Consider the following 22,283-nt stretch of genomic DNA (forward strand, 5'->3'; position numbering starts at 1 on the left):
CGCGACATTTGGTAAGCACCCCACAACGGCCCCACCCAGCGCAGGTGATGATCGAGCGGCTTGATTGCTGCTATACCTCACACCTCAATGTCTCGCGTATTTTGAGCCAGTCCCATTGTCAACCCACCCACTCATGCGCCGCAGATTTCTGTGCATTTAACCGCTACATGACTAGGCGGACTTGATCATCCGGGAGGCCTGCGGCTAGCTTGGCTGTTTAAGTCCTTCGAACGACGTCATCTCCCCCGATCCGGCCGAACGGACCAGTTCACAATCCTCGCAGAGGCGAGGTTCGCTTCGTGCGGAAGCACTGGAAGGATCGCTTGGTAATCAAGGGCCTGTTGCATCCAAAGGATGTGACTACGGCGCGGGAAGTTGGCGCGGACGGCGTCATTCTACCGAATCATGGAGGTCGCCAGCTGGACGGTGCAGTTTCGCCGATGCGGGCTCTCCCAGCCGCAGTGAAACTCGGACAAATCTCGATAGCGTCTGAACGGGTCAGGGTGCACTGCCTTGCGAAGCGGACCGTCGATCCAATCGGGAAGGTTTTCCGGCTCGACCGCATCGTATTGACGGCGCGCCCGCTTGGCCTCGTAGTGGGTCCGCTCACGCCGCAGGCCCCATTGCCGCTCAAGCTGCTGCGCCTCCGCCTCGGTCTGGGCGAGCGCGGCAACGGCGATCGCGATCTGGTCGGGCGCGAGCGCGGCGAGCAGGACGCGCGCGACTAGGAGCCCGTCCGAGTAAGTACCTCGACGGCGGCGCTTTGGGATGATTCACTCGGCTCATGGCCAAGGTGTTTCGCTCCTGGGACGTCGATCAGGGCTGGCTGCTGCCACCCTCGCTGCATGAGTTCGTGCCGCCCGGGCACATGGCGCACTTCGTGCGCGATACGGTGCGCGAGGCGCTCGACCTCTCAGCCATTCTCGACACCTACACCGAGGAGCGCGGCTACCCGCCCTACCATCCCGGCATGATGGTGGCCCTGCTCCTCTACGGCTACAGCCGCGGTCTGTACTCGTCGCGTCAGCTCGCCCGCGCCTGCGAGGAGCGGGTTGACTTCATGGCCGTGACCGGCCTGAACCGGCCCGACTTCCGCACCATCGCTGACTTCCGCAAGCGGCATCTGACGGCGCTCTCGGACCTGTTCGTGCAGGTGCTGCGGCTGTGCCGGGCGGCCGGGCTGGTCGGCTTTGCCCACGTGGCGGTGGACGGCACCAAGCTGAAGGCCAACGCCTCGCGCCACAAGGCGATGAGCTACGGCCGGATGAAGGCGGCCGAGTCGACGCTGGCCGCCGAGGTCGAGGCTTGGCTGGATCAAGCGCGCGAGGCCGACGCGGCGGAGGATCGGGCTCATGGGACCGACCATCGTGGCGACGAGACACCGGCCTGGATGGCCGACAAGCAGCGGCGGCTGGAGACGATCCGCGCCGCCAAGGCCGCGTTGGAGGCAGAGGCTGCCGATCCGCCCGATCCGGAGGACGAGGACGGGCCGGGGGCCTCGTCGGGCATGCGCTGGCAAGGTCGGCCCTTGCGGGGCGAGGACGGCGGTCCGCCCGACCGGGCGCAGCGCAACTTCACCGACCCGGACAGCCGCATCCTGCCCACGCGCGACGGGTTCGTGCAGGGCTACAACGGCCAGATTGCGGTTGATGCGGCCCATCAGGTGATCGTCGCGCATCGGCTCGTGACGAACCCCGCCGACTCGCGCGCTCTCGTGCCGCTCGTCGACGGCGTCTGCACCCATCTCGGGCGCAAGCCGCGGGAGGTCTCCGGAGATGCCGGCTTTGCCACCGAGGCGAACCTGGCCGCGCTGCAGGAGCGACGGATCACAGCCTATCTCGCTCCGGGCCGTGCCCGTCACGGCGAGGCGGATGCAGCAGGTCGCCGGAGGCTGACGAAGATGCCCCTGATGAGCGCGATGGCCGTCCGCCTGAAGCGGGCTGGGCGCCGGAGCCGTTACCGTCTCAGGAAGCAGGTCGTCGAGCCGGTGTTCGGGCAGATCAAGCAGGCCAGAGGCTTCCGACAGTTCCTGCTACGTGGGCTCGATCAGGTCCGCGGCGAGTGGGCGATGATCTGCACCGCCCATAACCTCCTGAAGCTGGCGCAGGCCGCGCGCTGAGCCTGTGGCGCAGGAGCCATCCGCCCAGATCTCAACCTTAGTCCCAACGCATCAAACCGTTACTCGGACGGGCTCCTAGATCATCGACCGGCTGAGCGCGGACCTCTTGGCAGAGCGGCCCGGTGCTCTGGTCGCGATCGCCCCGGCAGCCGTGGACCGGGTACCGCATCGAGCTCACTGGCGAGAGCCTGCGCCGACGCCGGGCCCCGGACCCCGTTCCCGCTTGGCCTGCGCCGTTGCAGCACCGACCATCCCCCACGACTTGGAGGAACAGCTCGCGGCGTCCGGCATCGCTTCGGAAAACGCGTCCGGCTTCATCGGAATCCGCGGTGATGCGGGTGAGGTGGCGTTCAATCGTGCTGCGCCGATCAGCAAGCGGTTCGTTCTTCAATGTAGCCCTGAACCGCCCGGACCAGGGCATACCGCCCGCGCTCCGCCTACGGGATCACGCCCGCAGCGGAAAGCGGCTGCACGTGCCGGGCGCACCCAACGCGGACTCCGGGGCGGGTTTTAGCTGAGCTGATGTTCCGCTCGACGGATCAGCACGGTAGCCAGTCCGACGGCCGCAGCATCTTCCGTCAGGCCTCGGGCCCAGTCCGAGGCGGAGCGCGTCGTTGCCCCCCGGAGGGCACGCCCCAATAGGGTGCCCACCACCGCTCCCGCCATACCCGCCAGGACGCCGCCGACCAGTGTCACATCCCGTCCCGCCAGTGCCGCGCCACCAACCGCACCGATTGCGAGCCGAGCTGCGAAGGAAGGCGGGATGCGACGGTCGGGCGCGAACGGCATCTTATCACCCGCCATCTCGGCCGCGGCGGCGGCCGTGGCCAAGCCGCGTGGCCCTGAACCAGACGGGATCCACGCGATCCGCGTCCGTCCGAGCGAGGCAGCCCAGGTAAGTGCGGCACAGGCCGTCATGCTGCGCAGGCCGGTCACAAGACCGATGCCGAACGATGTCCCAAGCCCCTGCATCCCGGCCTCCTTCGGGGTGTAACGGAACCATCACCGCGCCTCAGTATGCGGACCAACGTTGATCCGAACATGTTTTGGGTCAGGACCAAATCACATTGATCATAGGTGCATCCGCTTCCGACCCGCCGCCGAGCCTCAAGGCGTGCGGGCCAACAGGTGCTCATGACCCCTTCCGGACGTTCGCGGCACGTGTCGGGAACGTCCGGTCGCGAGCGTTTTCCAGACATTTGATTTCCTGACAGGGTTTCCTGACACAGACGGCTGAGGGGGTGGAGCACCACGAGGGCCTCCGTTCGCGTGTAAAGTTTCTGGTCGTTTTCTGTACAAGCCGTCTCGCGATCTGACGACTGTGGCCTGTCTCGTTTGGGTCTAGATGAAGGCCTGGTGGGCAGTTGCGGGATGGCGTCGTGCTCGGCGCCCGACGACTTTCAGTGTCTCACGCCGCCGTCTCGCTTGGGCATACTCAAATGCGACATCGATCGACGTCTTGTCCGAGGGACGATGCTCACGATCGCGCTTCTACCTCCAGTCCTGGCCCGGCAACAGGAATGGTCTGGATGTACGAGCGAGAGGCCGCCTGATGTGTCGACGCGATCTCCTTACGGCCGGTGGCATTCTGGCCGCCTCATCGGCCCTGCCGCGGCTCACGGGGGCGCAGGAGGCCTTTGCGCCCAGTCCGGGCCTGGCGACGCTGCGATGTCACCATGCACCTCACCCTGCCTGTGGGCCGCCCAGCCCAGGCCTGAGAGCCACTTGCCACTTAGGCCTTGCGAGCCTGACGGCGGCGCGGGGCGGGTCTACCCGTCGTATCCCGGATGATGAGTTCCGTCGGCAGGTGCACGACACTCACAGGCGCGTCGAGGTCGTCGATGCGTCTGACCAGGAGTTCGGCAGCGGTCTGCCCGATGAGCTTGCTCGGGACGGACACCGAGGTGAGGGCAGGCCGCCACAGCGTCGCCTCCGCGACGTCGTCGAACCCGACGACGGAAAAGTCGAGCCCAGGCGTCAAACTCCGCGCGCGCAGACCGAGCATGGCGCCAAAAGCGACCACGTCGTTGAAGCAGACGGTGGCGGTCGGAGGGTCCGGGAGATCGAGGAGCGCGAAGACCTGCGACATGCCAGCATCTCGACTCGCCGGCCCGGACCGCACCAGTTGCGGCTCGAATTCGATCCCGCTCCGCGCCAGCGCCTGCTGGTATCCTTCCAGTCGCTCGCGCCCGGTCGAGATGTCCGTGTTCAGGCCAATAAACCCGATGCGCCTGTGGCCGAGGCTGATCAGATGCTCGGTCGCGCTCACCATCCCGGCGCGATGATCGGCCTGCACGAGGTCGGTCTCCGCACCCGGAACCGAGCGGGACACCATCACGAAGGGCAGCCGCCACGATCGCAGCAGGTCCGCGAACGCGGCATCGGTGCCCCGCGCAGGCACGACCAGCAGACCGTCCACGTTGTATTCCCGGATCGTCGCCGCGAAGGCGCTCTGCCGCTCGACCGACTCGCCCGTGTTGGACAGGATGACGATGCGGTTCTGGGCCGTGAGCGCGTCCTCTATCGCCGCAGTGACCTCCGCGAAGTAGGGGTTGACCAGATCGTTGATGGCGAGGCCGACGAGGCGCGTCTGCGTCGAGCGCAGGCTTGCCGCACCCCGGTTGTAGACGTAGCCGAGCTGTTCCGCGGCCGACAGGACGCGCCTGCGCGTCCGTTCCGGAATGCTCGGGTTGTTACGCAGGACGAGAGAGACGGTTGCCCTGGAAAGGCCCGTGGCTTGGGCGATGTCCTGAAGCGTGGGCCGTGCCTGTTGCTTATCTTCGCCCAAACGACCAACGCGCTCCATGCCGCCCGCCCCGCACCTGTTTGCGAGGCGGCCTCTCCCGTTCGTCACACCCCGGCGGGTCGGGGTCAAGCGCTGCGCCATCACCCGATGCCGTGCAGCGCCAGCACGGTCCGCATGCGAGCGACGGCCATCTCGAGGTCTTGGAACAGGCCGATAGCCGCCGCGTGGCGGAACACGCGGGCGAAGTGGAGGATCGATCGGGCGCCTTGCTGTGCCCCGAGCATGACGAAGTGATCCTGGTGGCCGTTGAGATAGGCCAGGAACACGACGCCGGTCTTGTAGTACTGGGTCGGAGCCCGGAACAACTCGCGCGACAGCGGAACCGTGGGGTCCAGAATATCTCTGAACTCTCTCACCCCGCCGGTCTCGAGCGCCGCCAGAGCCGCGGACGCCACCGGCGCGATGGGGTCGAAGATGCCCAGCAGCGCGTGGCTGTAGCCCACCTCGTCGCCGGCGATCATCTCCGGGTAGTTGAAGTCGTCGCCGGTGTACATCTTGATCCCGCGTGGCAGACGGCGTCGCATGCCGACCTCAAGATCCTTGTCGAGCAGCGAAATCTTGATGCCGTCGATCTTGGCCGCGTTCTCTCCCATCATGGCGAGGCACGCGTCCATGGCCGCCGGGACGGCGTGCGGCCCCCAATACCCCGCCAGGGCCGGGTCGAACATCTCGCCCAGCCAGTGCAGGACGACAGGCTGGTCCGCCTCCGCGAGGACGCGGCGGTACACGTCGGCGTAGTCGGCGGGGCTGCGCGCGGCACGGGCGAGCGCGCGGCTGGCCATGAGGATGACGCGGCCACCGAGGCCCTGAACGAAGCCGAGTTGGTCGAGGTAGGCGCGGACCACGTCATCGAGCGTCGCCCCGGCCGGATCGAGCTGGTCCGTGCCAACGCCGGAGAAGACGACGGCTCCCGGCCGGCGCCTGGCGCTCTCGACGGTGTTGCGGATCAGGATCTTGGCGGCCTCCCAGTCGAGCCCCATTCCGCGCTGGGCCGTGTCCATCGCCTCCGCGATGCCGAGACCGAGGTCCCAGAGGTGGTCACGGAAGCGCTGGGTCCTCTCGAAGTCGATGGCGACCTCTCCTCGCATGGGGGAGATGTCGGCCATCGGGTTCGCCACGACGTGACCCGCCGAGAGGGCGATCCGTGGGAGCGCCTGTCCGGCTCTGGCCGTGCGCCACGGCTTCGGCTCGGGGAGTTCGACGGTCTCGATCGTGCCGTTCGATGTCGGGAGTCGGATGGATGCCATCGGATGGTGTCCTCGCTGTCGATGTGTCGTGATCCCGCCGAATCCGCCTCACCGCCTCGCTGGGCGGAAGGGCCGAGCGTCCGGCGTGAGGGCGGCGTGAGGGTTCGCGAGGGCCGGGCGCGTGGTCGCGTGGCGCTCGCCAAGGGTCAGTTCGGCGGATGGGTGCCCGTCATTCGGTGGCCGGAACCGCTTCGTCACAGCCGCCGCACGGCGAGGCCGCCATCGACGCGCAGGGTCTCGCCGGTCGAATAGGACAGGGCGCCCGACGCCAGCATCGCGACCGCACGGCCGATGTCCTCCGCCTCGCCCCAGCGTGCGATAGGGGTGAGCCCATTGGCGAAGGCCTGGTCGTAGCGGTCCTTGGCGACGGAGGTCATCTGGGTCCTGATGACGCCCGGGCGAACTTCGTAGGTATTGATGCCGTGCTGAGCCAGACGTGCGGCGTAGAGCTGCGACATCATGGCAAGTGGTGCTTTGGACAAGCAGTATTCAGCGCGATCGATGGACGCGAAATCGACGTTCGCCGATGAAATCGTGACGATGGTGCGCAGGTGGTCGGCGGGCACCGCAACCATGCGCTTGGCCACGGCCTGGGTGAGGAAGAACGGGCCGCGCAAGTTGATCCTGATCAGGCGGTCGAAGCTCTCCGGCGTGACGGCCAGGATGTCGTCGCGCCGCGCGACGGAGACGCCCGCGTTGTTGACCAGGCAGTCGATCCCGCCGAGTGCGGACCAAGCCTGATCGACGAAGCCGTCGTGGGCCGCCACATCAGAGATGTCGAGCCCAAGTGCGACGGCCCTGCGGCCGCGCTGCTGCACGGCGGCGGCCGTGTGGGCGAGATCGTCCGATCCCGGCAGGTCGTTCACGATCACGTCGAAACCCGCGTCGGCGAGGGCCAGCGCGATGGCCCGCCCGATCCCGCGACCCGCGCCCGTCACCAGCGCGGTGCGGCGTTGTTGCTCTTCCATGGAGCTCCTCCTGCTACGCGGCGGGGCCGCATTTTTCGCTGGCGACCGCGCTTGACCCGCTTACTAGATCGTTCTACTAGATCGATCAAGTGAAATGTCGCACGTCCGGATGGCGGACGATGGGCGTACACGGGAGGAAGGCCATGGAGTCGCAAGCCGGCTTGCATTACGAGCGGATCGCCGTCGCGGAGGCAGCGCCGCAAGAAATCGGCAAAGGAGTCACCCAAGCTGATCTGTATCGTGCAGCTTGGGCGTCATCGCTCGGCAGCGCGCTCGAGTATTACGATTTCGCTCTCTACAACCTCGCCGCAGCACTCATCTTCGGGCCGCTGTTCTTTCCCTCAAGCGATCCAAGCCTGGGGCTGATCGCCAGCTTCGGCACCTACTTTCTCGGGTTCGCGGTCCGTCCCATTGGCGGGATCGCCTTCGGTGTGCTGGGCGATCGCCTCGGTCGCAAGACGGCGCTGATGGCAACCGTGCTGCTGATGGGTGTGGCGAGCACCTTGATCGGGTTGCTGCCCACCTACGCCACGGCCGGGATCTGGGCGCCGATCCTGCTGATCAGCCTGCGCCTCTTGCAGGGCCTCGGCGCGGGTGCCGAGCAGGCGGGTGCATCGGTGCTGATGGCCGAATATGCACCGCCGCAACGGCGAGGCTTCTTCTCCGCGCTGCCGTTCATGGGCATCCAACTCGGCACGGTCGCGGCCGCGCTGATCTACTTCGTCCTGCTCGTCCGCATCGACGATGTCGGCCAGAGCTGGGTCTGGCGTGTCCCCTTCCTGCTCAGCGTCGTCATCATCGCCGTCGCGGTCTGGATCCGGTTGCGGCTGAAGGAGTCGCCGGAATTCAGCAAGCTCGAGGCGCGCCACCAGGTCGACGACAAGCCGCTGGCCCACCTGCTGAAGCACTCCAAGCGCAACACCCTCACCGTCATCGGCCTGCGCATGGCGGAGAACGGCGCGTCGTCGATCTACCAGTCGCTCGCCATCAGCTACATGGTCGCGGTCACGAAGATGCCGGGCTCGGCGGGGACGTTCGCGCTCATGCTGGCTGGGATCGCGGGTGCGATCACCGTCACCCTGAGCGGACTGTGGAGCGACCGCATCGGCCGCCGGCCGGTCTACCGGTTCTTCGCCTGCTACCAGCTCCTGCTCGCGTTCCCGCTCTGGTGGGTGTTGAGCCTGGGCAACCAGACCCTGAGCATCATCGCCATTCCGGTCGCCCTCATCTCCGTGTGGGGCATGTTCGGGACCCAGGCCGCACTGCTTCCGGAGTTGTTCGGCGCTCGGCATCGCTACATCGGCGTGGCCTTTGGGCGCGAGATCTCCGCTGTCATCGGGGGCGGCGTCGCGCCGCTGATCGGCGCCTCCATCATTGCTTGGGCCACGGCGACCTACAGCTCGGCGGTATCCGCTTGGGTTCCTCTGGCCTGCTACGTCGCCCTGCTCAGCCTCATCACCATCGTGACGACGTTCGTCATGCCGGAGACGCGGGCGCGAGATCTCGATGACCTCCGCGATGCCGGACAGGCGACTGGCGTCTAGGCCCGGCGTCCTCCGACCACTGCATCGAAACTGCGCCGCTGAGCGGCGCATCTCCTACCCATCGGAGCATACTGACATGCGCAACAAACTCGTTTCGGCGGAGCAAGCCGCGGCGCTGATCCCCGACGGAGCCGTAATCGCCATCGCCTCATCGAGCGGCCTGAGCTGCCCGGACCGCGTCCTGCGGGCCATCGGCGAGCGCTTCGCCACGGAAGGCCGGCCACGCGATCTGACGGTGCTCTCGCCGATCGCCGCCGGCGACATGTACGGCATCAAGGGCGTCGATCACCTCGCCCGCAAGGGTCTGATCTCCACGATCATCGCGGGCTCCTACCCGAGCGGGCCCTCCTCGCTGCCCTCGCCGGCGATCTGGGAGATGATCGGCCGGAACGAGGTGGCCGCCTACAACGTGCCCTCGGGCATCATGTACGACATGGCGCGCGACGCGGCCGCCAAGCGGGCCGGCGTGCTGACGAAGGTCGGCCTCGAAACCTTCGTCGACCCACGCCTCGACGGCTGCAAGATGAACGAAGCGGCCGCGACGCGGGGCGAGATCGTCCACTTGGTGGAGTTTGCGGGCGACGCGTGGCTCCACTTCCCCAACCACTACCCGCAGGTCGCGGTAATCCGCGGCACGACGGCTGACGAGTACGGCAACGTCTCCATGGAGCACGAGGGAGCGGTGCTCGGCGGGGTCGACCTCGCCCTGGCGGCGCGCAACTCGGGCGGGATCGTGATCTGTCAGGTCAAGCGCACGACGGCTGTAGGCTCACTCCCGGCGCAGCAGGTCCACATCCCGTCCACCCTGGTGGACTATGTCGTCGTCGACCCGCATCAGGCGCAAGCAACAGAGACGGATTACGATCCCGCCATCAGCGGCGAGCTTCGGCGCCCTGCCGCCAGCTTCGCCGCGGAACCGTGGAGCGTCGACAAGCTGATCGCGCGCCGGGCCGCGATGGAACTGACGGATGGAAGTGCCGTCAACCTCGGCTTCGGCATCTCGGCCCTGGTCCCGCAGATCCTGATCGAGGAAGGTCAGTCGGACGCAGTGACCTGGGTGATCGAACAGGGAGCGGTCGGCGGCGTTCCCCTGACCGGGTTCCAGTTCGGCTGCGCCGCCAACGCCCAGGCCTTGTTCCCCTCGCCACAGCAATTCACCTACTTCCAGGGCGGCGGGTTCGATTGCTCCCTGCTGTCCTTCCTGGAGGTGGACGCATACGGCAACGTCAACGTCTCGCGCCTGCCGTCTCGACCGTACCTCACCGCGGGCTGCGGCGGGTTCGTGGACATCACCGCCAATGCCCGCAAACTCGTCTTCAGCGGCTACTTCACCGCAGGTGGACTTAAGGTGTCCGCTGGCGACGGCGTTCTACGGATCGAGCAGGAAGGTAAGATCTCCAAGTTCGTGTCCGAGGTCGGGCACGTCACGTTCAGCGGGCGGTCCGCGGTCTCGCGCGGCCAGGACGTCACCTACGTCACCGAGCGCTGCGTCCTGAAGCTGCGCAAGGCCGGTCTGACGGTCGTGGAGGTGGCGCCGGGCGTCGACCTGCAGCGCGACGTGCTGGCCCGCGCCGGCACGCCGCTCGAGGTCGCACCCGATCTGAAGCTGATGGACGAGCGCCTGTTCCGGCCGGAACCGTTCGGCCTGGCTCTTCCGGCCCGTTCGGCGGCGGGTGCGGCCCTGACCGAACGCCAGGCGGCTTGAGGAGGCAGATCGTGGCTGATCCTGTGATCAACGAGACGTTCGAAGCGCGCGTGGCCTCGCCCGGGGTCGTCCTGGTGCGCATCGTGTCCAAGCCCATAGGCGTGTTCCGCGTCGAAGCCCGGCGCCAGCTGACCCGGTTCCTGCAAACGGTCGATCAGACCCACGCGGCCCGCTGCGTGATCCTGATCGGCTCGGGCGGGTCGTTCTCGGCCGGATCCAACATCAAGGAGTTCGAGGCGACCGCGGAGTGGATCGAGGAGGCGAGACGGGTCGAGACGGCGCTGAATGAGACGATCGAGCGCGGTCCGGTTCCCGTGATCGCTGCCTGCAACGGCCACACGCTGGGAGGCGGTGCGGTGATGGCGCTCGCCTGCGACATCCGGATCGCCGGGCATAGTGCGAGCTTCGGCGTGCCTGAAGTGAAGCTGGGCGCCATGCCCACGGCGAGCGGGACGCAGCGGCTGCCGATGCTGGTCGGACGCGGGCAGGCGCTGCGCCTGATGCTGACCGGTCAGTCGATCGACGCGCATGAAGCTCACCGGATCGGGATCTTCGACGAGTTGGTCCCCGATGACCAGCTCGAGACGCGCGCGCTCGAAGTGGCGGCGCAGATCGCTGCCGTGTCGCCAAAAGCCGTCTCGGCCTGCCGCCGCTGCGTGTCGGCTGGCCTGCGTCACGGCTATCCGACCGGACTGCTGATGGAAGAAGAGATCACGGTTCCGCTCGGGCTGTCCGACGACGCCGTCGAGGGCAAGGCGGCATTCGTGGAGAAACGTGCTCCCAGGTTCGCCTGAGTCATGCACCCTCCGGGTAGAGTTTCCGGAGGGATGCACATCCTGTCCATCCAGAACTGCCGAGTGATCATGTCGCCCCAGAATATACGCCCGCTGACATTGGATCGCTGCTCCATCAACACGGCCACACTCGGCCATCACTCGCCGATCGAGCGGGTGATCGATCTCGTCGCGCGCCATGGCTTCGGTGCGATCGCGCCCTGGCGCCGCGATCTGAGTGGACACGATGTGACGACCGTGTCGCGGCAGATCCGCGATGCCGGACTGGCCGTGAGCGGCCTTTGCCGCAGCACGTACTTCCCGGCGGCCACTCGACAGGACTTCCTCGCCAACGTGGAGGACAATCGCAGGGCGCTGGACGATGCCGCCGTGCTGGGGGCGCCATGCTTCGTCCTGGTGGTCGGAACGACGCCTGCGGGACACAAGGGCCTGGACCTCGCGCGTGCGCAAGTTCTGGAGGGGCTATCGCTCCTGCTCGACCATGCCAGACACGTCGGCGTGGCCCTGGCGATCGAGCCGCTGCATCCGATGTATGCCGGTGACCGGTCTTGCGTCGCGAGCCTATCTGAGGCGCTCGCGATGTGTGACACCCTCGATCCCGAAGGACGCGGTGGCGTGGCGACCGCCATCGATGCGTATCATGTCTGGTGGGACTGGAAGCTGGCCGACGGCATCGCCGAGGCTGGCCGAAAGGGTCGGATCGCCGCCTTCCACGTGTGCGACTGGCTGGTGCCCACCAAGGATCTCTTGCTCGATCGAGGCATGATGGGAGAGGGCGTCATCGACCTCAGTGCCATGCGCGCGTTGATCGAGGCGGCCGGGTACGATGGCTTTGTCGAGGTAGAGATCTTCTCCAACCATTGGTGGAACCAGCCCGAGCAGCATGTGCTGGAAGCCTGCGGGCGCAGCTTACAGCTGATCTGATCCATCAAATGCATTGACCCGAAGCTGGTGCGCTTAGGCGCGAGATCATTGCGCTATCGAGGACGACAACGAGTGAGGTGAGGCCGTGACCGAGCCCGGAGATCTCCTGCGGCGGCTGTTCTCCGCCGCCGTGGCGGCGGCCGATCCAGCCGTCAGCCTCGCCCAGCACCTGCCCGAGCCGCCGCGGGGACGCACCGTGGTGGTTGGGGCCGGCAAGGCCGCCGCCGCGATGGCCCGCGCCGTTGAGGCGGCGTGGCCGGGCGAGATCTCCGGGCTCGTGGTCACCCGCTACGGGCACGCCGCCCCGACCCGCCGGATCGCGGTGGTCGAGGCGGCCCATCCGGTGCTGGATCAGGCGGGCGAAGCCGCCGCCCGGCGCATCCTCGACCGCGTCGCCGGGCTCGACGCCGACGACCTCGTGCTCTGCCTGATCTCCGGCGGCGGCTCGGCCCTGCTCTCGCTGCCGGGGCCGGACCTGAGCCTCGCCGACAAGCAGGCGGTCAACCGCGCCCTGCTCAAGTCCGGCGCCGCCATCGGCGAGATGAACTGCGTGCGCCGCCACCTCTCGGCGATCAAGGGCGGCCGGCTCGCGGCGGCCTGCCATCCGGCGCGGGTCGTGATGCTGCTGATCTCCGACACGCCGGGCGACAACCCGCTCGACATCGCCTCCGGACCAACCGTGGCCGATCCGACCACCTGTGCGGACGCGCTCGCGATCCTGGCCCGCTACTGCGTGGAGGTTCCGTCCGCGGTCCGCGCCCATCTGGAGAGCGGCGCCGGCGAGTCGATCAAGCCGGGCGACCCGCGCCTCGGCACGCCGGACGTGCGGATGGTGGCGACGCCCCTAATGGCGCTCCAGGCCGCCGCCGTCCTGGCGGAGCACGAGGGCGTGCGCGCCTGCATCCTCGGCGATGCGCTCGAGGGCGAGGCTCGCGAGGTCGGCCGCGTCATGGCCGGGATCGCCCTCAGCGCGGCCACCCACAGCCTGCCGGTTCCGGCCCCCTGCGTGCTGCTCTCGGGCGGGGAGACCACCGTCACGGTGCGGGGCTCGGGCCGCGGCGGGCGCAATGTCGAGTTCCTGCTGGCCCTCGCCGCCGCCCTCGGCGGGCGTCCGCAGATCCACGCCCTGGCCGGTGACACGGACGGCGTCGACGGCCTCAAGGAAATCGCCGGCGCGGTGATCGCGCCCGATACCCCGTCCCGGGCCGCCGCGCTCGGCCTCTCTCTCACCGAGAGCCTCGAGCGCAACGACGGGCACGGCTTCTTTGAAGCGCTCGGCGACGCCGTCGTCGCCGGCCCGACACTGACCAACGTCAACGATTTCCGCGCGATCCTGATCGTCTGAGCCCCTTCCAGCAGAGGCGGCCGAGAGGCCGAACCCGACCATGCGCCGTCACCGCCGTGCCAAGATCGTCGCCACCGTCGGGCCCGCGAGTTCCGCCCCGGACCGGCTGAAGGCCCTGTTCCTGGCCGGCGTCGACACCTTCCGCCTCAACTTCAGCCATGGCCTGCAGGAGGACCACGCCCGGGTCCATGCCGCCATCCGGGCGCTGGAACAGGAGGTCGGCCGCCCGATCGGCATCCTGCAGGACCTGCAGGGGCCCAAGATCCGCATCGGCACCGTCAAGGACGGCCGGCTCGAGCTCGCAGCGGGCGAGACCGTGCGCTTCGTGCTGGAGGGATCGGACGGGGACACGCAGGCGATCCCGCTGCGCCACCCGGAGATCTTCGCGGCGGCCGCACCGGGCCAGGACCTGCTGATCGACGACGGCCGGGTGCGGGTGCGGGTGGTTGGTCTCGAAGCCGACGCGCTCACCGCGGAGGTGATCACCGGCGGGCCGATCTCCAACCGCAAGGGCGTCAACCTGCCGGGCACCCTGCTCGACCTCTCGCCGCTGACGCCCAAGGATCGGGCGGATCTCGCCTTCGGGCTGGAGCTGGGCGTCGACTGGGTCGCGCTCTCCTTCGTGCAGAAGCCCTCCGACCTGGTGGAGGCGCGCGCGCTGATCGGGGAGCGCGCCGGCATCATGGCCAAGATCGAGAAGCCGCAGGCGCTGGAGCGCATCAAGGACATCATCCGGCTCTCGGACGCGGTGATGGTGGCGCGCGGCGATCTCGGGGTGGAGATCCCGCACGAGGAGGTGCCGGGCCGCCAGAAGGAGCTGATCCGGGCCTGCCGGCTGGCGGTCAAACCGGTGGTGGTGGCGACCCAGATGCTCGACTCGATGGTGGCGGCGCCGGCCCCGACCCGGGCCGAGGCCTCGGACGTGGCCACCGCGATCTACGACGGGGCGGATGCGGTGATGCTCTCGGCGGAGTCGGCCACCGGGCGCTATCCGGTCGAGGCGGTGGCGATGATGGACCGGATCATCTGCAGCGTGGAGGGGCACAAGCTGTACCGCTCGATCGTCGCGGCCTCCGAGCCCGTCGTGGAAGAAACCCCGCCGCATGCGGTGGCGACGGCCACGGCGACGCTGGCCGAGGCGGTGCAGGCCAGCGCGATCGTGACCTACACGACCAGCGGCACGACCACGGCGCGGGTTGCGCGCAAGCGGCCGGCGGTGCCGATCCTGGCGCTGACCCCGATCCTCGCCACGGCGCGGCGGCTGTGCCTGATGTGGGGGGCGCACAGTGTCCACACGGACGACGTCGATTCCTACGAGGAGATGACCTCGAAGGCCGCGGACTGCGCCCGGCGAGAGGAGTTCGCTGAGCGCAATGGCATCATCGTCACCACCGCCGGCATCCCCTTCCACACCGCTGGCAACACCAACAACATCCGCGTCATCCAGCTGTGAAACACGGCTGCACGTGTGAGGACACGACGTTCCACATCGGCTGTATGGCGAGGTGGCCTATGACCACAGTCACTGGCATCTGCGCCCACGAGGTTTCAGCCTCTCCTGGCTGGTAGCAGGTTCCATACGCCGCTCTTATGCGAGCGGGCACGTGACCGCCAACAAAGAAGGCCACGAAGTGCCGTGAAGACGCAGGTGCAGCGCGTGCTGGCCCGCTTCAGCGCCACGTCCTTAATGGATCGAGTAGCGCCTGATGACCCGCCGGTCGCCGGTGTCATCCTCGATGAAGGCGAGTATCTTCAGCGACGCAGCGAGCTGAGTGGCGGCCTCGCGCGACAGTCCTGTCTGCACGCGCCCATTCACGCGCACCGGCTCGCCCGTGTGCACGGCGTACACGCCCCACCCCTCGCGCTCCCTGCGCGCAGCGTACCCGCGATCCGGCATGGCATTCCTCCGGCTGATCTCTGATTGGCTTGGTGGAGATCATCATCCGGGACAAGGGCCTGTTCCAGCCGCCCACACAAGAATAGCGCTGCCAATTCTCCAGCTTCATCAACCCCGCCCAGCCTGGCTGCGAGCGGGGTTTTGTTTTGCCAGTGTGAGCGGCAACGACGGCCGGGCCGACGGGCTATCATCAACCCAGCCGATGCTGCCTGATCAGCAGAAAAGCTCGGAACAGATCCGGATCGGCTGCCACTTGCCTCTCGTTCCCACACCGTTCGCCTCCGCCGCAGTTTCAAAGAGGTATACCCCAATGAGGCACTAATCCGCTTCTGGTCAGGCCAATGACCTGTCGTGGAGATCCTTCATTGCGGCACGCACCTGCGGCAGGAAAGTCTCTAGGATCCCGGGCGCCGGTGCGCTCGCCTTCCACACGCACCAGGTCTCGGATTGGATCGGGCTCGGCGGGATCGGCAGAAACACGACCCCGGCCAGCTGCGAACCCGCAAGAGCCTGCGGCACCAGGGCGACGCCGGCACCGTGAGCGACGAGGGCAGCCACCGTGAGCCAATGCCGTACTTCGTGGCGCACCCGCGGCAGGAAGCCCGCCGTGCGGCAGATGGCAAGGATGGACTCGTAGTAGTCTGGTGAGACCGTTCGCGAGAACAGAACGAAATCCTCGTGCTGAAGGTCGATCAGCCGCGTCTCGCTCGGATCCGGGGTCGCGGCCATCGGATGGCCCACCGGAAGGCAGGTGACGAACGGCTCGGCATGAAAGAGGATGCCGTCGAGCCCCTCCGGCCGCTCACGGAGGTGGACGAACCCTGCATCGAGCTCGTCGTGGAGGAGCGCCTCGACCTGCTCGGCAGAGTTCATCTCCCGTAGGGCGACCTTGATGTCCGGTGCCTCCGTGCGCATCGCCGTCAGGATGTGGGAAAGGCCACGGTAGACCGTTGAGCCAGAAAATCCGATGCGCAGGCGGCCGCGCCGGCCACACGCAATGTCGTGCACGAGCACACGGGCATCTGCAGCCCGTTGCAGGATCGCTTTTGCCTCCCGCTGCAGCGCCGTGCCGGCTGGCGTGAGGGCGACCTGCCGGCTCGTCCGAGTAAACAAGGTCGCCCCGAGCTCCTCCTCCAGCTGGCGGATGGCATGGCTGAGTGGGGGCTGCGAGAGCGACAGCCGCCGCGCGGCCCGCCCGAAATGCCGCTCCTCCGCGAGCACCGCGAAGTAGCGCAGCTGACGAAGATCCATGCGGTGCCCACTTGAAAGTTTTCCGTATCGATCGGAACACAATCCGTATTGGACTATATCGATCCGGCGCACCATCCTCCACCCTAAGCAAGGACAGGGAGGATGCCGATGACGATGACGGCGCAGGTCGTAGGTGCGATCCCGGACGCGCGGGGTCTCAACCTGTACCGGGCCGACCGCGACGCGGCGGCCCTGTTCGGCTTCTACATGCCGGACACCCTCTTCCGGCACCTCGACCCGCACCTCGATCGGCTGGGTGCGCTCGCCGGCGGTCATCTCGACGAACTCGCCGCCACGGCCGATCGCAATCCGCCGACCCTGCGCCTGCGTCGGCGCACCGGCGAGGATTGCGCGATCGTCGAGAAGCATCCCGCCTACGTGGAGATGGAGCGCCTGGCCTATGCCGAATTCGGGCTCGCGGCGCTGTCGCACCGCGGCGGCGTGCTCGGCTGGCCCGAGCCGATGCTCCCGGCGGCCAAGTACGCCCTGACCTACCTGTTCGTGCAGGCGGAGTTCGGCTTGTGCTGCCCGGTCTCGATGACCGACTCGCTCACCCGCACGCTCAAGCGCTACGGCGACCCCGCACTCGTGGAGCGCTTCTTCTCGCGCCTGACCAGTCTGGACTTCGACACCCTCGCACAGGGCGCGATGTTCATGACCGAGCAGGGAGCTGGGTCGGACGTCGCTGCCACGACGACCCGGGCGGAGGAGCAGGCGGATGGAACCTGGCGCCTCACGGGCGACAAGTGGTTCTGCTCGAACGCGGATGCCGACCTCGCGATGGTGCTGGCCCGCAGCGAGCCAGTGTCGGGCCTCAAGGGCGTGTCGCTGTTCCTGCTGCCGAAGCAGCGCCGGGACGGCCTGCCGAACGACTTCCGCATCCTGCGGCTGAAGGACAAGCTCGGCACCCGGTCGATGGCCAGCGGAGAGATCCGCCTCGAAGGGGCCGAGGCCTACCTCGTCGGCGAGCGGGGGCGCGGCTTTCACCAGATGGCCGACATGATCAACAACTCGCGCCTGTCGAACGGGGTGCGCGCGGCCGGGCTCATGCGCCGGGCTGCGACGGAGGCGCTGTTCATCGCCTGCCGACGCCAAGCGTTCGGCCGCCCGCTCATTGCCCTGCCGCTGATGCGGCGCCAGCTCGCCAAGATGCTGGTCTGGACCGAGCAGGCCCGCACGATGGTCTTCCTCACTGCCGATGCGCTGCACCGGGCGAACGGTGGAGATCCGGAGGCGGCCCGGCTCACCCGCATCCTGACGCCCCTCATCAAGTTCCGCGCCTGCCGCGACGCCCGGCGCGTCACGGGGGATGCCATGGAGGTGCGGGGCGGCTGCGGCTACATCGAGGAATGGTCCGACCCGCGCCTCGTGCGCGACGCGCATCTCGGCTCGATCTGGGAGGGCACCTCGAACATCGTTGCCCTGGACGTGCTGCGGGCGATCACCCGCGACACGGCCCTCCCGGCCCTGCGCACGCACCTCAAGGAGCTCCTCGACGCCGCGCAGCTCGACCGGGCGGAACGAGAGGCGTTCGAGGCGGCCTTCGCGAGGGCCTGCGCCTTCGCCGAAGCAGCGGCACGCGAGGCTTCCGATACCCTCGCCCGTCAAGCGGCTTCCGGCCTCTACCATGCGGTGACTGCGGCAGGCCTCGCCCGCGAGGCCGCCGGCGCCGGCTTGCCCCACCGCCTGGCGCTGGCACACTTGGTTCTGACTCACCGGCTCGCGCCACGCGACCCGCTGAGCAGCCCCGACGACGCAGGGCTGATCGATGCCGTGCTCGACGCCGCCGTGACGCCGGCCTGACATCCTCGACTGCTCGCTCAGACCTAAGAGAATAGGGAGGAGGAAACCATGGTGTTCGGCGCTACCCGGCGCACCGTGCTCGGCGGCATCGCCGCCGCATCCGTCGCGCCGCTGCTGCCGCGGCGCGCCCGGGCGGCGACCCGGCCGATCCGGATCGGTGTCCTCACCGACATGGCGGGTCCCTACTCGGAGGACAGCGGCCGCGGGTCGGTCGTGGCGGCTCAGCTCGCGATCGAGGATTTTGCAAAGCTGAGTCCCGGCATCGCGGTCGAGCTCGTCTCCGGCGACATGCAGGGCAAGCCCGACGTGGCCTCGGCGCTCGCCTCCGCCTGGTACGACCGCGACGGCATCGACGTGATCGTCGACCTCCCGGTCTCCTCTGCGGCCCTGGCCGTGGCGCACATCGCCCGCCAGAAAGACAAGGTCGCGATCCTCAACCCCGGCACGTCGGACCTGACCGGCAAGGCGTGCAGCCCCAACCACGTCCACTGGGCATTCGACACCTATGCGCTGGCGAACTCGACCGGCCGGGCAATCCTCGCCGGCGGTGGCCGGACATGGTTCTTCGTCCAGGCCGACTATGCTTTCGGGGCGGCGCTCGCGGCCGATACCGGGCGGATCGTGCAGGAGCAGGGCGGCAAGGTGCTGGGCAGCGTGCGCTACCCCTTTCCGGGCACCATGGACTTCGCCTCCTTCCTGCTCCAGGCGCAGACCTCGGGGGCGCAGGTGGTGGCCTTCGCCAACGCTGGCGCGGACGCGGCCAACTGCATCAAGCAGGCCGGCGAGTTCGGCCTGACGCAGAGCGGACAGAAGCTCGCCTCGCTCCTCTGCTTCATCCCGCAGATCCACGGCATCGGGCTCCAGGCCGCACAGGGCCTGCTTCTGACCGAAGGCTTCTACTGGGACCTCAACGACCGCACGCGGGCGTTCTCCAAGCGCTACGGCGCGCGCATGGACGGGCAGATGCCCTGCACGATCCAGGTCGGCTGCTACTCGGGCGTGCTGCACTACCTGAAGGCCGTCGCGGCCATGGGCGTCGACGCGGCCCGCGTGAGTGGAGCTGCGGCAGTGCGGCAGATGAAGCAGATGCCCACCGACGATGACGTCTTCGGAAAAGGTCGCGTGCGCGAGGACGGGCGCAAGATCCACGACATGCACCTGTTCGAGGTGAAGACGCCAGGCGAGTCCAAGTCGTCATGGGACCTGTACCGGCTCGTGCGCACGACGCCGGGCGAAGAGGCCTATCGACCGCTGGCCGAGGGTAGCTGCCCCATGGTGCGCTCATGATGACGGACGCAGCATCCGGTGCGCTCGCCGGTATCCGGGTCGTCGATCTCTCGCGCGTCCTCGGCGGTCCGTACTGCACGCAGATCCTCGGTGACCACGGCGCGGACGTGATCAAGGTCGAACCGCCCGGCGGCGACGAGACCCGCGGCTGGGGACCGCCGTTCCGCGACGGTACCGCCTCCTACTTCCAGGGGACGAACCGCAACAAGCGCGCGATCACCCTCGATCTCACGACCGATCCCGGGCGCGACCTGCTCCGCGCGCTCCTCGCGGACGCCGATGTGCTCGTCGAGAACTTCAAGCCGGGCACGCTCGACCGCTGGGGCTTCTCGCGCACGGTGCTGGAGGAGGCCTTCCCGCGCCTCGTCCACTGCCGGATCTCCGGCTTCGGCGCAGACGGTCCGCTCGGCGGACTGCCCGGCTACGACGCTTGCGCGCAAGCGATGGGCGGGCTGATGAGCGTCAACGGTGAGGCCGAAGGCGGCCCCATGCGGGTCGGCCTGCCCGTCGTCGACATGGTCACGGGCCTCAATGCGGTCATCGGCATCGCCTTCGCGCTGTTCGAGCGCGAACGCAGCGGCAGAGGTCAGTTCGTCGACACCACCCTCTACGACTGCGCGATCTCTCTCTTGCACCCGCATGCCGCGAACTTCTTCATGAACGGCCGCGTTCCTGTCCGGACCGGCAACGCGCACCCGAACATCGCGCCCTACGAGACCCTGCCGACGGCGCGCGGCGAGATTTTCCTCGCGATCGGCAACGACCGTCAGTTCGCCAATCTCGTTCGTCTCCTGGACGTTCCGCATCTGGCGCAGGAGCCGGACTTCGCCACCAACGCCGCACGGCTCACGAACCGCGAGCGGCTGCGCACGGCATTGGCCGAACCACTCAGTGCACACGAGGCTGCCGCCTTGGCGGAAACACTCCTCGAAGCGGGCGTGCCGGCCGCCGCTGTCGCGGATGTCGGCGAGGTGCTGGCCCATCCTCATACCCTGCATCGGGGCATGGTCGTCGAACTCGACGGCTACCGAGGGCTCGGGCCGCCGGTGAAGCTCTCGCGCACACCTGCCAGCGTGCGCCGCCCACCGCCCCGCTTCGGCGAGCATGCACATGAGGTCCTCGCGCCGTACCTTGCGCAGGACTAAGGCGACCGCCGCATGTCCGGTCATATGAAACGCTGCAATTTACGCACGATCGGGAGGACGCCATGACCGCCGCCCCGCAGAAGGCCGCCGAGACCTACGAGCCGGCCGCCGCCAAGGCGCCCTCCGCCCGCTTCGTCTGGGAGGATCCCTTCCTTCTTGAGGACCAGCTCACCGAGGACGAGCGCGCCATCTCCGAGGTCGCCTGCGACTTCGCGCAAGAGAAGCTCTTGCCCGGCATCGTGGACGCCTACGCCAACGAAAAGACCGACCGCTCGCTCTTCAACGCCATGGGCGAACTTGGCCTTCTCGGCGTGACGCTGCCGGAGGAGTACGGCTGCGCGGGTGCGTCCTACGTCGCCTACGGGCTCGTCGCCCGCGAGGTGGAGCGGGTCGATTCCGGCTACCGCTCGATGATGAGCGTGCAGTCCTCGCTCGTCATGTACCCGATCTACGCCTACGGCGACGAGGCGCAGCGCAAGCGCGCTATCTGCCGAAGCTCGCGAGCGGCGAGTAGGTCGGCTGCTTCGGCCTGACCGAACCCGACGCTGGCTCCGACCCCGCCGGCATGAAGACGGTCGCCCGGAAGATCGACGGCGGCTACGTTCTGAACGGCGCCAAGATGTGGATCTCGAACTCGCCGATCGCTGACGTGTTCGTGGTCTGGGCGAAGTCCCCCGCGCATGACAACCAGATCCGCGGCTTCATCCTGGAGAAGGAGATGAAGGGGCTCTCCGTCCCGAAGATCTGCGGAAAGCTCTCGCTTCGTGCTTCGATCACCGGCGAGATCGTGATGGACGGCGTCGAAGTGCCGGAGAGCGCGCTCCTGCCGAACGTGTCGGGGCTCAAGGGCCCCTTCGGCTGCCTCAACCGGGCGCGCTACGGCATCTCCTGGGGCGCCATGGGGGCGGCAGAGGATTGCTGGCGTCGCGCCCGCCAGTACACGCTGGACCGCAAACAGTTCGGCCGCCCGCTGGCGCAGACGCAGCTCGTGCAGAAGAAGCTCGCCGACATGCAAACCGAGATCGCGCTCGGCCTCCAGGCTTCGCTGCGGGTCGACCGGCTGTTCGACGAGGGCCGCGTCGCGCCCGAGATGATCTCGCTTGTCAAGCGCAACAATTGCGGCAAGGCGCTCGACATCGCCCGCACCGCCCGCGACATGCACGGCGGCAACGGCATCATGGGCGAGTACCACGTCATGCGCCACGCCCAGAACCTCGAGACGGTGAACACCTACGAAGGCACCCACGACGTCCACGCCCTGATCCTCGGGCGCGCGCAGACGGGGTTGCAGGCGTTCTTCTGAAGTTGGTCCTGCCTGAGGACGCCGCCGCGTCTGCGGCTGGTTCCATGCGCCCAGCTTATGCGAATGGCCGAGGGCCCGAGGCGAACTGCGCGGGTCCTCGAAAGGTCAGCTATCGGGTGACGAGCGGCCCTTCCGGCGGCCCCGA

General features: G+C 68.0%; 17 protein-coding genes and 1 pseudogene. 12 read left to right on the plus strand and 6 right to left on the minus strand.

The features are described from left to right. Window positions 1–299: 299 nt before the first annotated feature. Together MNOD_RS50480 and MNOD_RS03125 are read left to right on the plus strand one after the other, a co-directional pair. On the plus strand, window positions 300–728 hold the full coding sequence (locus tag MNOD_RS50480) for an alpha-hydroxy-acid oxidizing protein (protein ID WP_425277495.1): 429 nt from the start codon (window positions 300–302) through the stop codon (window positions 726–728). A 56-nt stretch (window positions 729–784) separates the two neighbouring features. After that, window positions 785–2,119: an IS1182-like element ISMno38 family transposase gene (locus MNOD_RS03125; protein WP_012631034.1), complete on the plus strand. Its 1,335-nt coding sequence runs from the start codon at window positions 785–787 to the stop codon at window positions 2,117–2,119. 510 nt (window positions 2,120–2,629) lie between these two features. Here the strand turns inward: MNOD_RS03125 and MNOD_RS48735 are convergent. The 4 genes from MNOD_RS48735 to MNOD_RS03145 form a co-directional block, all read right to left on the minus strand. Beyond that, the gene (locus tag MNOD_RS48735; RefSeq protein ID WP_015927384.1) at window positions 2,630–3,091 is read right to left on the minus strand and encodes a hypothetical protein; all 462 of its coding nucleotides are present in this window, start codon (window positions 3,089–3,091) and stop codon (window positions 2,630–2,632) included. 760 nt (window positions 3,092–3,851) lie between these two features. After that, the gene (locus MNOD_RS03135; protein ID WP_043747950.1) at window positions 3,852–4,907 is read right to left on the minus strand and encodes a LacI family DNA-binding transcriptional regulator; all 1,056 of its coding nucleotides are present in this window, start codon (window positions 4,905–4,907) and stop codon (window positions 3,852–3,854) included. Between the two features lie 98 nt (window positions 4,908–5,005). Then, window positions 5,006–6,172: a dihydrodipicolinate synthase family protein gene (locus MNOD_RS03140; RefSeq protein WP_015927386.1), complete on the minus strand. Its 1,167-nt coding sequence runs from the start codon at window positions 6,170–6,172 to the stop codon at window positions 5,006–5,008. A 194-nt stretch (window positions 6,173–6,366) separates the two neighbouring features. Continuing rightward, window positions 6,367–7,140: a 3-ketoacyl-ACP reductase gene (locus MNOD_RS03145; RefSeq protein ID WP_015927387.1), complete on the minus strand. Its 774-nt coding sequence runs from the start codon at window positions 7,138–7,140 to the stop codon at window positions 6,367–6,369. Window positions 7,141–7,283: 143 nt separating this feature from the next. On the opposite strand from MNOD_RS03145, the gene MNOD_RS03150 reads away from it, so the two are divergent. The 6 genes from MNOD_RS03150 to pyk all read left to right on the plus strand — a co-directional run bounded on the left by MNOD_RS03150 (window position 7,284) and on the right by pyk (window position 14,905). Continuing rightward, window positions 7,284–8,684, plus strand: a complete 1,401-nt coding sequence (locus tag MNOD_RS03150; protein ID WP_015927388.1) for an MFS transporter — start codon at window positions 7,284–7,286, stop codon at window positions 8,682–8,684. A 76-nt stretch (window positions 8,685–8,760) separates the two neighbouring features. Next, on the plus strand, window positions 8,761–10,389 hold the full coding sequence (locus tag MNOD_RS03155; protein WP_015927389.1) for an acyl CoA:acetate/3-ketoacid CoA transferase: 1,629 nt from the start codon (window positions 8,761–8,763) through the stop codon (window positions 10,387–10,389). 11 nt (window positions 10,390–10,400) lie between these two features. Then, on the plus strand, window positions 10,401–11,183 hold the full coding sequence (locus tag MNOD_RS03160) for an enoyl-CoA hydratase/isomerase family protein (RefSeq protein ID WP_015927390.1): 783 nt from the start codon (window positions 10,401–10,403) through the stop codon (window positions 11,181–11,183). 93 nt (window positions 11,184–11,276) lie between these two features. After that, on the plus strand, window positions 11,277–12,107 hold the full coding sequence (locus MNOD_RS03165; RefSeq protein ID WP_425277502.1) for a sugar phosphate isomerase/epimerase family protein: 831 nt from the start codon (window positions 11,277–11,279) through the stop codon (window positions 12,105–12,107). Between the two features lie 85 nt (window positions 12,108–12,192). After that, window positions 12,193–13,452, plus strand: a complete 1,260-nt coding sequence (locus MNOD_RS03170; RefSeq protein ID WP_015927392.1) for a glycerate kinase type-2 family protein — start codon at window positions 12,193–12,195, stop codon at window positions 13,450–13,452. A 40-nt stretch (window positions 13,453–13,492) separates the two neighbouring features. Next, the gene (gene pyk, locus MNOD_RS03175) at window positions 13,493–14,905 is read left to right on the plus strand and encodes a pyruvate kinase (protein ID WP_015927393.1); all 1,413 of its coding nucleotides are present in this window, start codon (window positions 13,493–13,495) and stop codon (window positions 14,903–14,905) included. A gap of 231 nt (window positions 14,906–15,136) precedes the next feature. On the opposite strand, the gene MNOD_RS03180 is transcribed toward pyk, so the two are convergent. Beyond that, window positions 15,137–15,349: a hypothetical protein gene (locus tag MNOD_RS03180; RefSeq protein ID WP_015927394.1), complete on the minus strand. Its 213-nt coding sequence runs from the start codon at window positions 15,347–15,349 to the stop codon at window positions 15,137–15,139. 333 nt (window positions 15,350–15,682) lie between these two features. Continuing rightward, window positions 15,683–16,600 (minus strand): LysR family transcriptional regulator, encoded by a 918-nt coding sequence (locus tag MNOD_RS03185; protein ID WP_015927395.1) that lies wholly within the window; start codon window positions 16,598–16,600, stop codon window positions 15,683–15,685. Window positions 16,601–16,708: 108 nt separating this feature from the next. Here MNOD_RS03185 and MNOD_RS03190 point away from each other — a divergent pair, with 108 nt between their 5' ends. The 4 genes and pseudogenes from MNOD_RS03190 to MNOD_RS03205 all read left to right on the plus strand — a co-directional run bounded on the left by MNOD_RS03190 (window position 16,709) and on the right by MNOD_RS03205 (window position 22,138). Continuing rightward, window positions 16,709–18,403, plus strand: coding sequence for an acyl-CoA dehydrogenase family protein (locus MNOD_RS03190; RefSeq protein WP_015927396.1), 1,695 nt, complete (start codon window positions 16,709–16,711; stop codon window positions 18,401–18,403). Window positions 18,404–18,451: 48 nt separating this feature from the next. After that, window positions 18,452–19,690: an ABC transporter substrate-binding protein gene (locus MNOD_RS03195; protein WP_015927397.1), complete on the plus strand. Its 1,239-nt coding sequence runs from the start codon at window positions 18,452–18,454 to the stop codon at window positions 19,688–19,690. Further along, complete coding sequence (locus MNOD_RS03200; RefSeq protein ID WP_015927398.1) at window positions 19,687–20,835, plus strand: CaiB/BaiF CoA transferase family protein; 1,149 nt, start codon at window positions 19,687–19,689, stop codon at window positions 20,833–20,835. Before MNOD_RS03195 ends, MNOD_RS03200 begins: the two co-directional genes overlap by 4 nt. A gap of 62 nt (window positions 20,836–20,897) precedes the next feature. Continuing rightward, window positions 20,898–22,138, plus strand: a pseudogene (locus MNOD_RS03205) (acyl-CoA dehydrogenase). Window positions 22,139–22,283: the final 145 nt, after the last annotated feature.

This window comes from Methylobacterium nodulans ORS 2060, from assembly GCF_000022085.1.
Taxonomy (GTDB): domain Bacteria; phylum Pseudomonadota; class Alphaproteobacteria; order Rhizobiales; family Beijerinckiaceae; genus Methylobacterium; species Methylobacterium nodulans.

Bases quoted from the DNA above. Each gene is read 5' to 3' on its own strand.
- MNOD_RS03140 (WP_015927386.1), bottom strand. From the start codon at position 6,172: ATGGCATCCATCCGACTCCCGACATCGAACGGCACGATCGAGACCGTC.
- MNOD_RS03185 (WP_015927395.1), bottom strand. From the start codon at position 16,600: ATGGATCTTCGTCAGCTGCGCTACTTCGCGGTGCTCGCGGAGGAGCGG.
- MNOD_RS03150 (WP_015927388.1), top strand. From the start codon at position 7,284: ATGGAGTCGCAAGCCGGCTTGCATTACGAGCGGATCGCCGTCGCGGAG.
- MNOD_RS03200 (WP_015927398.1), top strand. From the start codon at position 19,687: ATGATGACGGACGCAGCATCCGGTGCGCTCGCCGGTATCCGGGTCGTC.
- MNOD_RS03125 (WP_012631034.1), top strand. From the start codon at position 785: ATGGCCAAGGTGTTTCGCTCCTGGGACGTCGATCAGGGCTGGCTGCTG.
- MNOD_RS03190 (WP_015927396.1), top strand. From the start codon at position 16,709: ATGACGATGACGGCGCAGGTCGTAGGTGCGATCCCGGACGCGCGGGGT.
- MNOD_RS48735 (WP_015927384.1), bottom strand. From the start codon at position 3,091: ATGCAGGGGCTTGGGACATCGTTCGGCATCGGTCTTGTGACCGGCCTG.
- MNOD_RS03145 (WP_015927387.1), bottom strand. From the start codon at position 7,140: ATGGAAGAGCAACAACGCCGCACCGCGCTGGTGACGGGCGCGGGTCGC.
- MNOD_RS03195 (WP_015927397.1), top strand. From the start codon at position 18,452: ATGGTGTTCGGCGCTACCCGGCGCACCGTGCTCGGCGGCATCGCCGCC.
- MNOD_RS03155 (WP_015927389.1), top strand. From the start codon at position 8,761: ATGCGCAACAAACTCGTTTCGGCGGAGCAAGCCGCGGCGCTGATCCCC.
- pyk (WP_015927393.1), top strand. From the start codon at position 13,493: ATGCGCCGTCACCGCCGTGCCAAGATCGTCGCCACCGTCGGGCCCGCG.
- MNOD_RS03180 (WP_015927394.1), bottom strand. From the start codon at position 15,349: ATGCCGGATCGCGGGTACGCTGCGCGCAGGGAGCGCGAGGGGTGGGGC.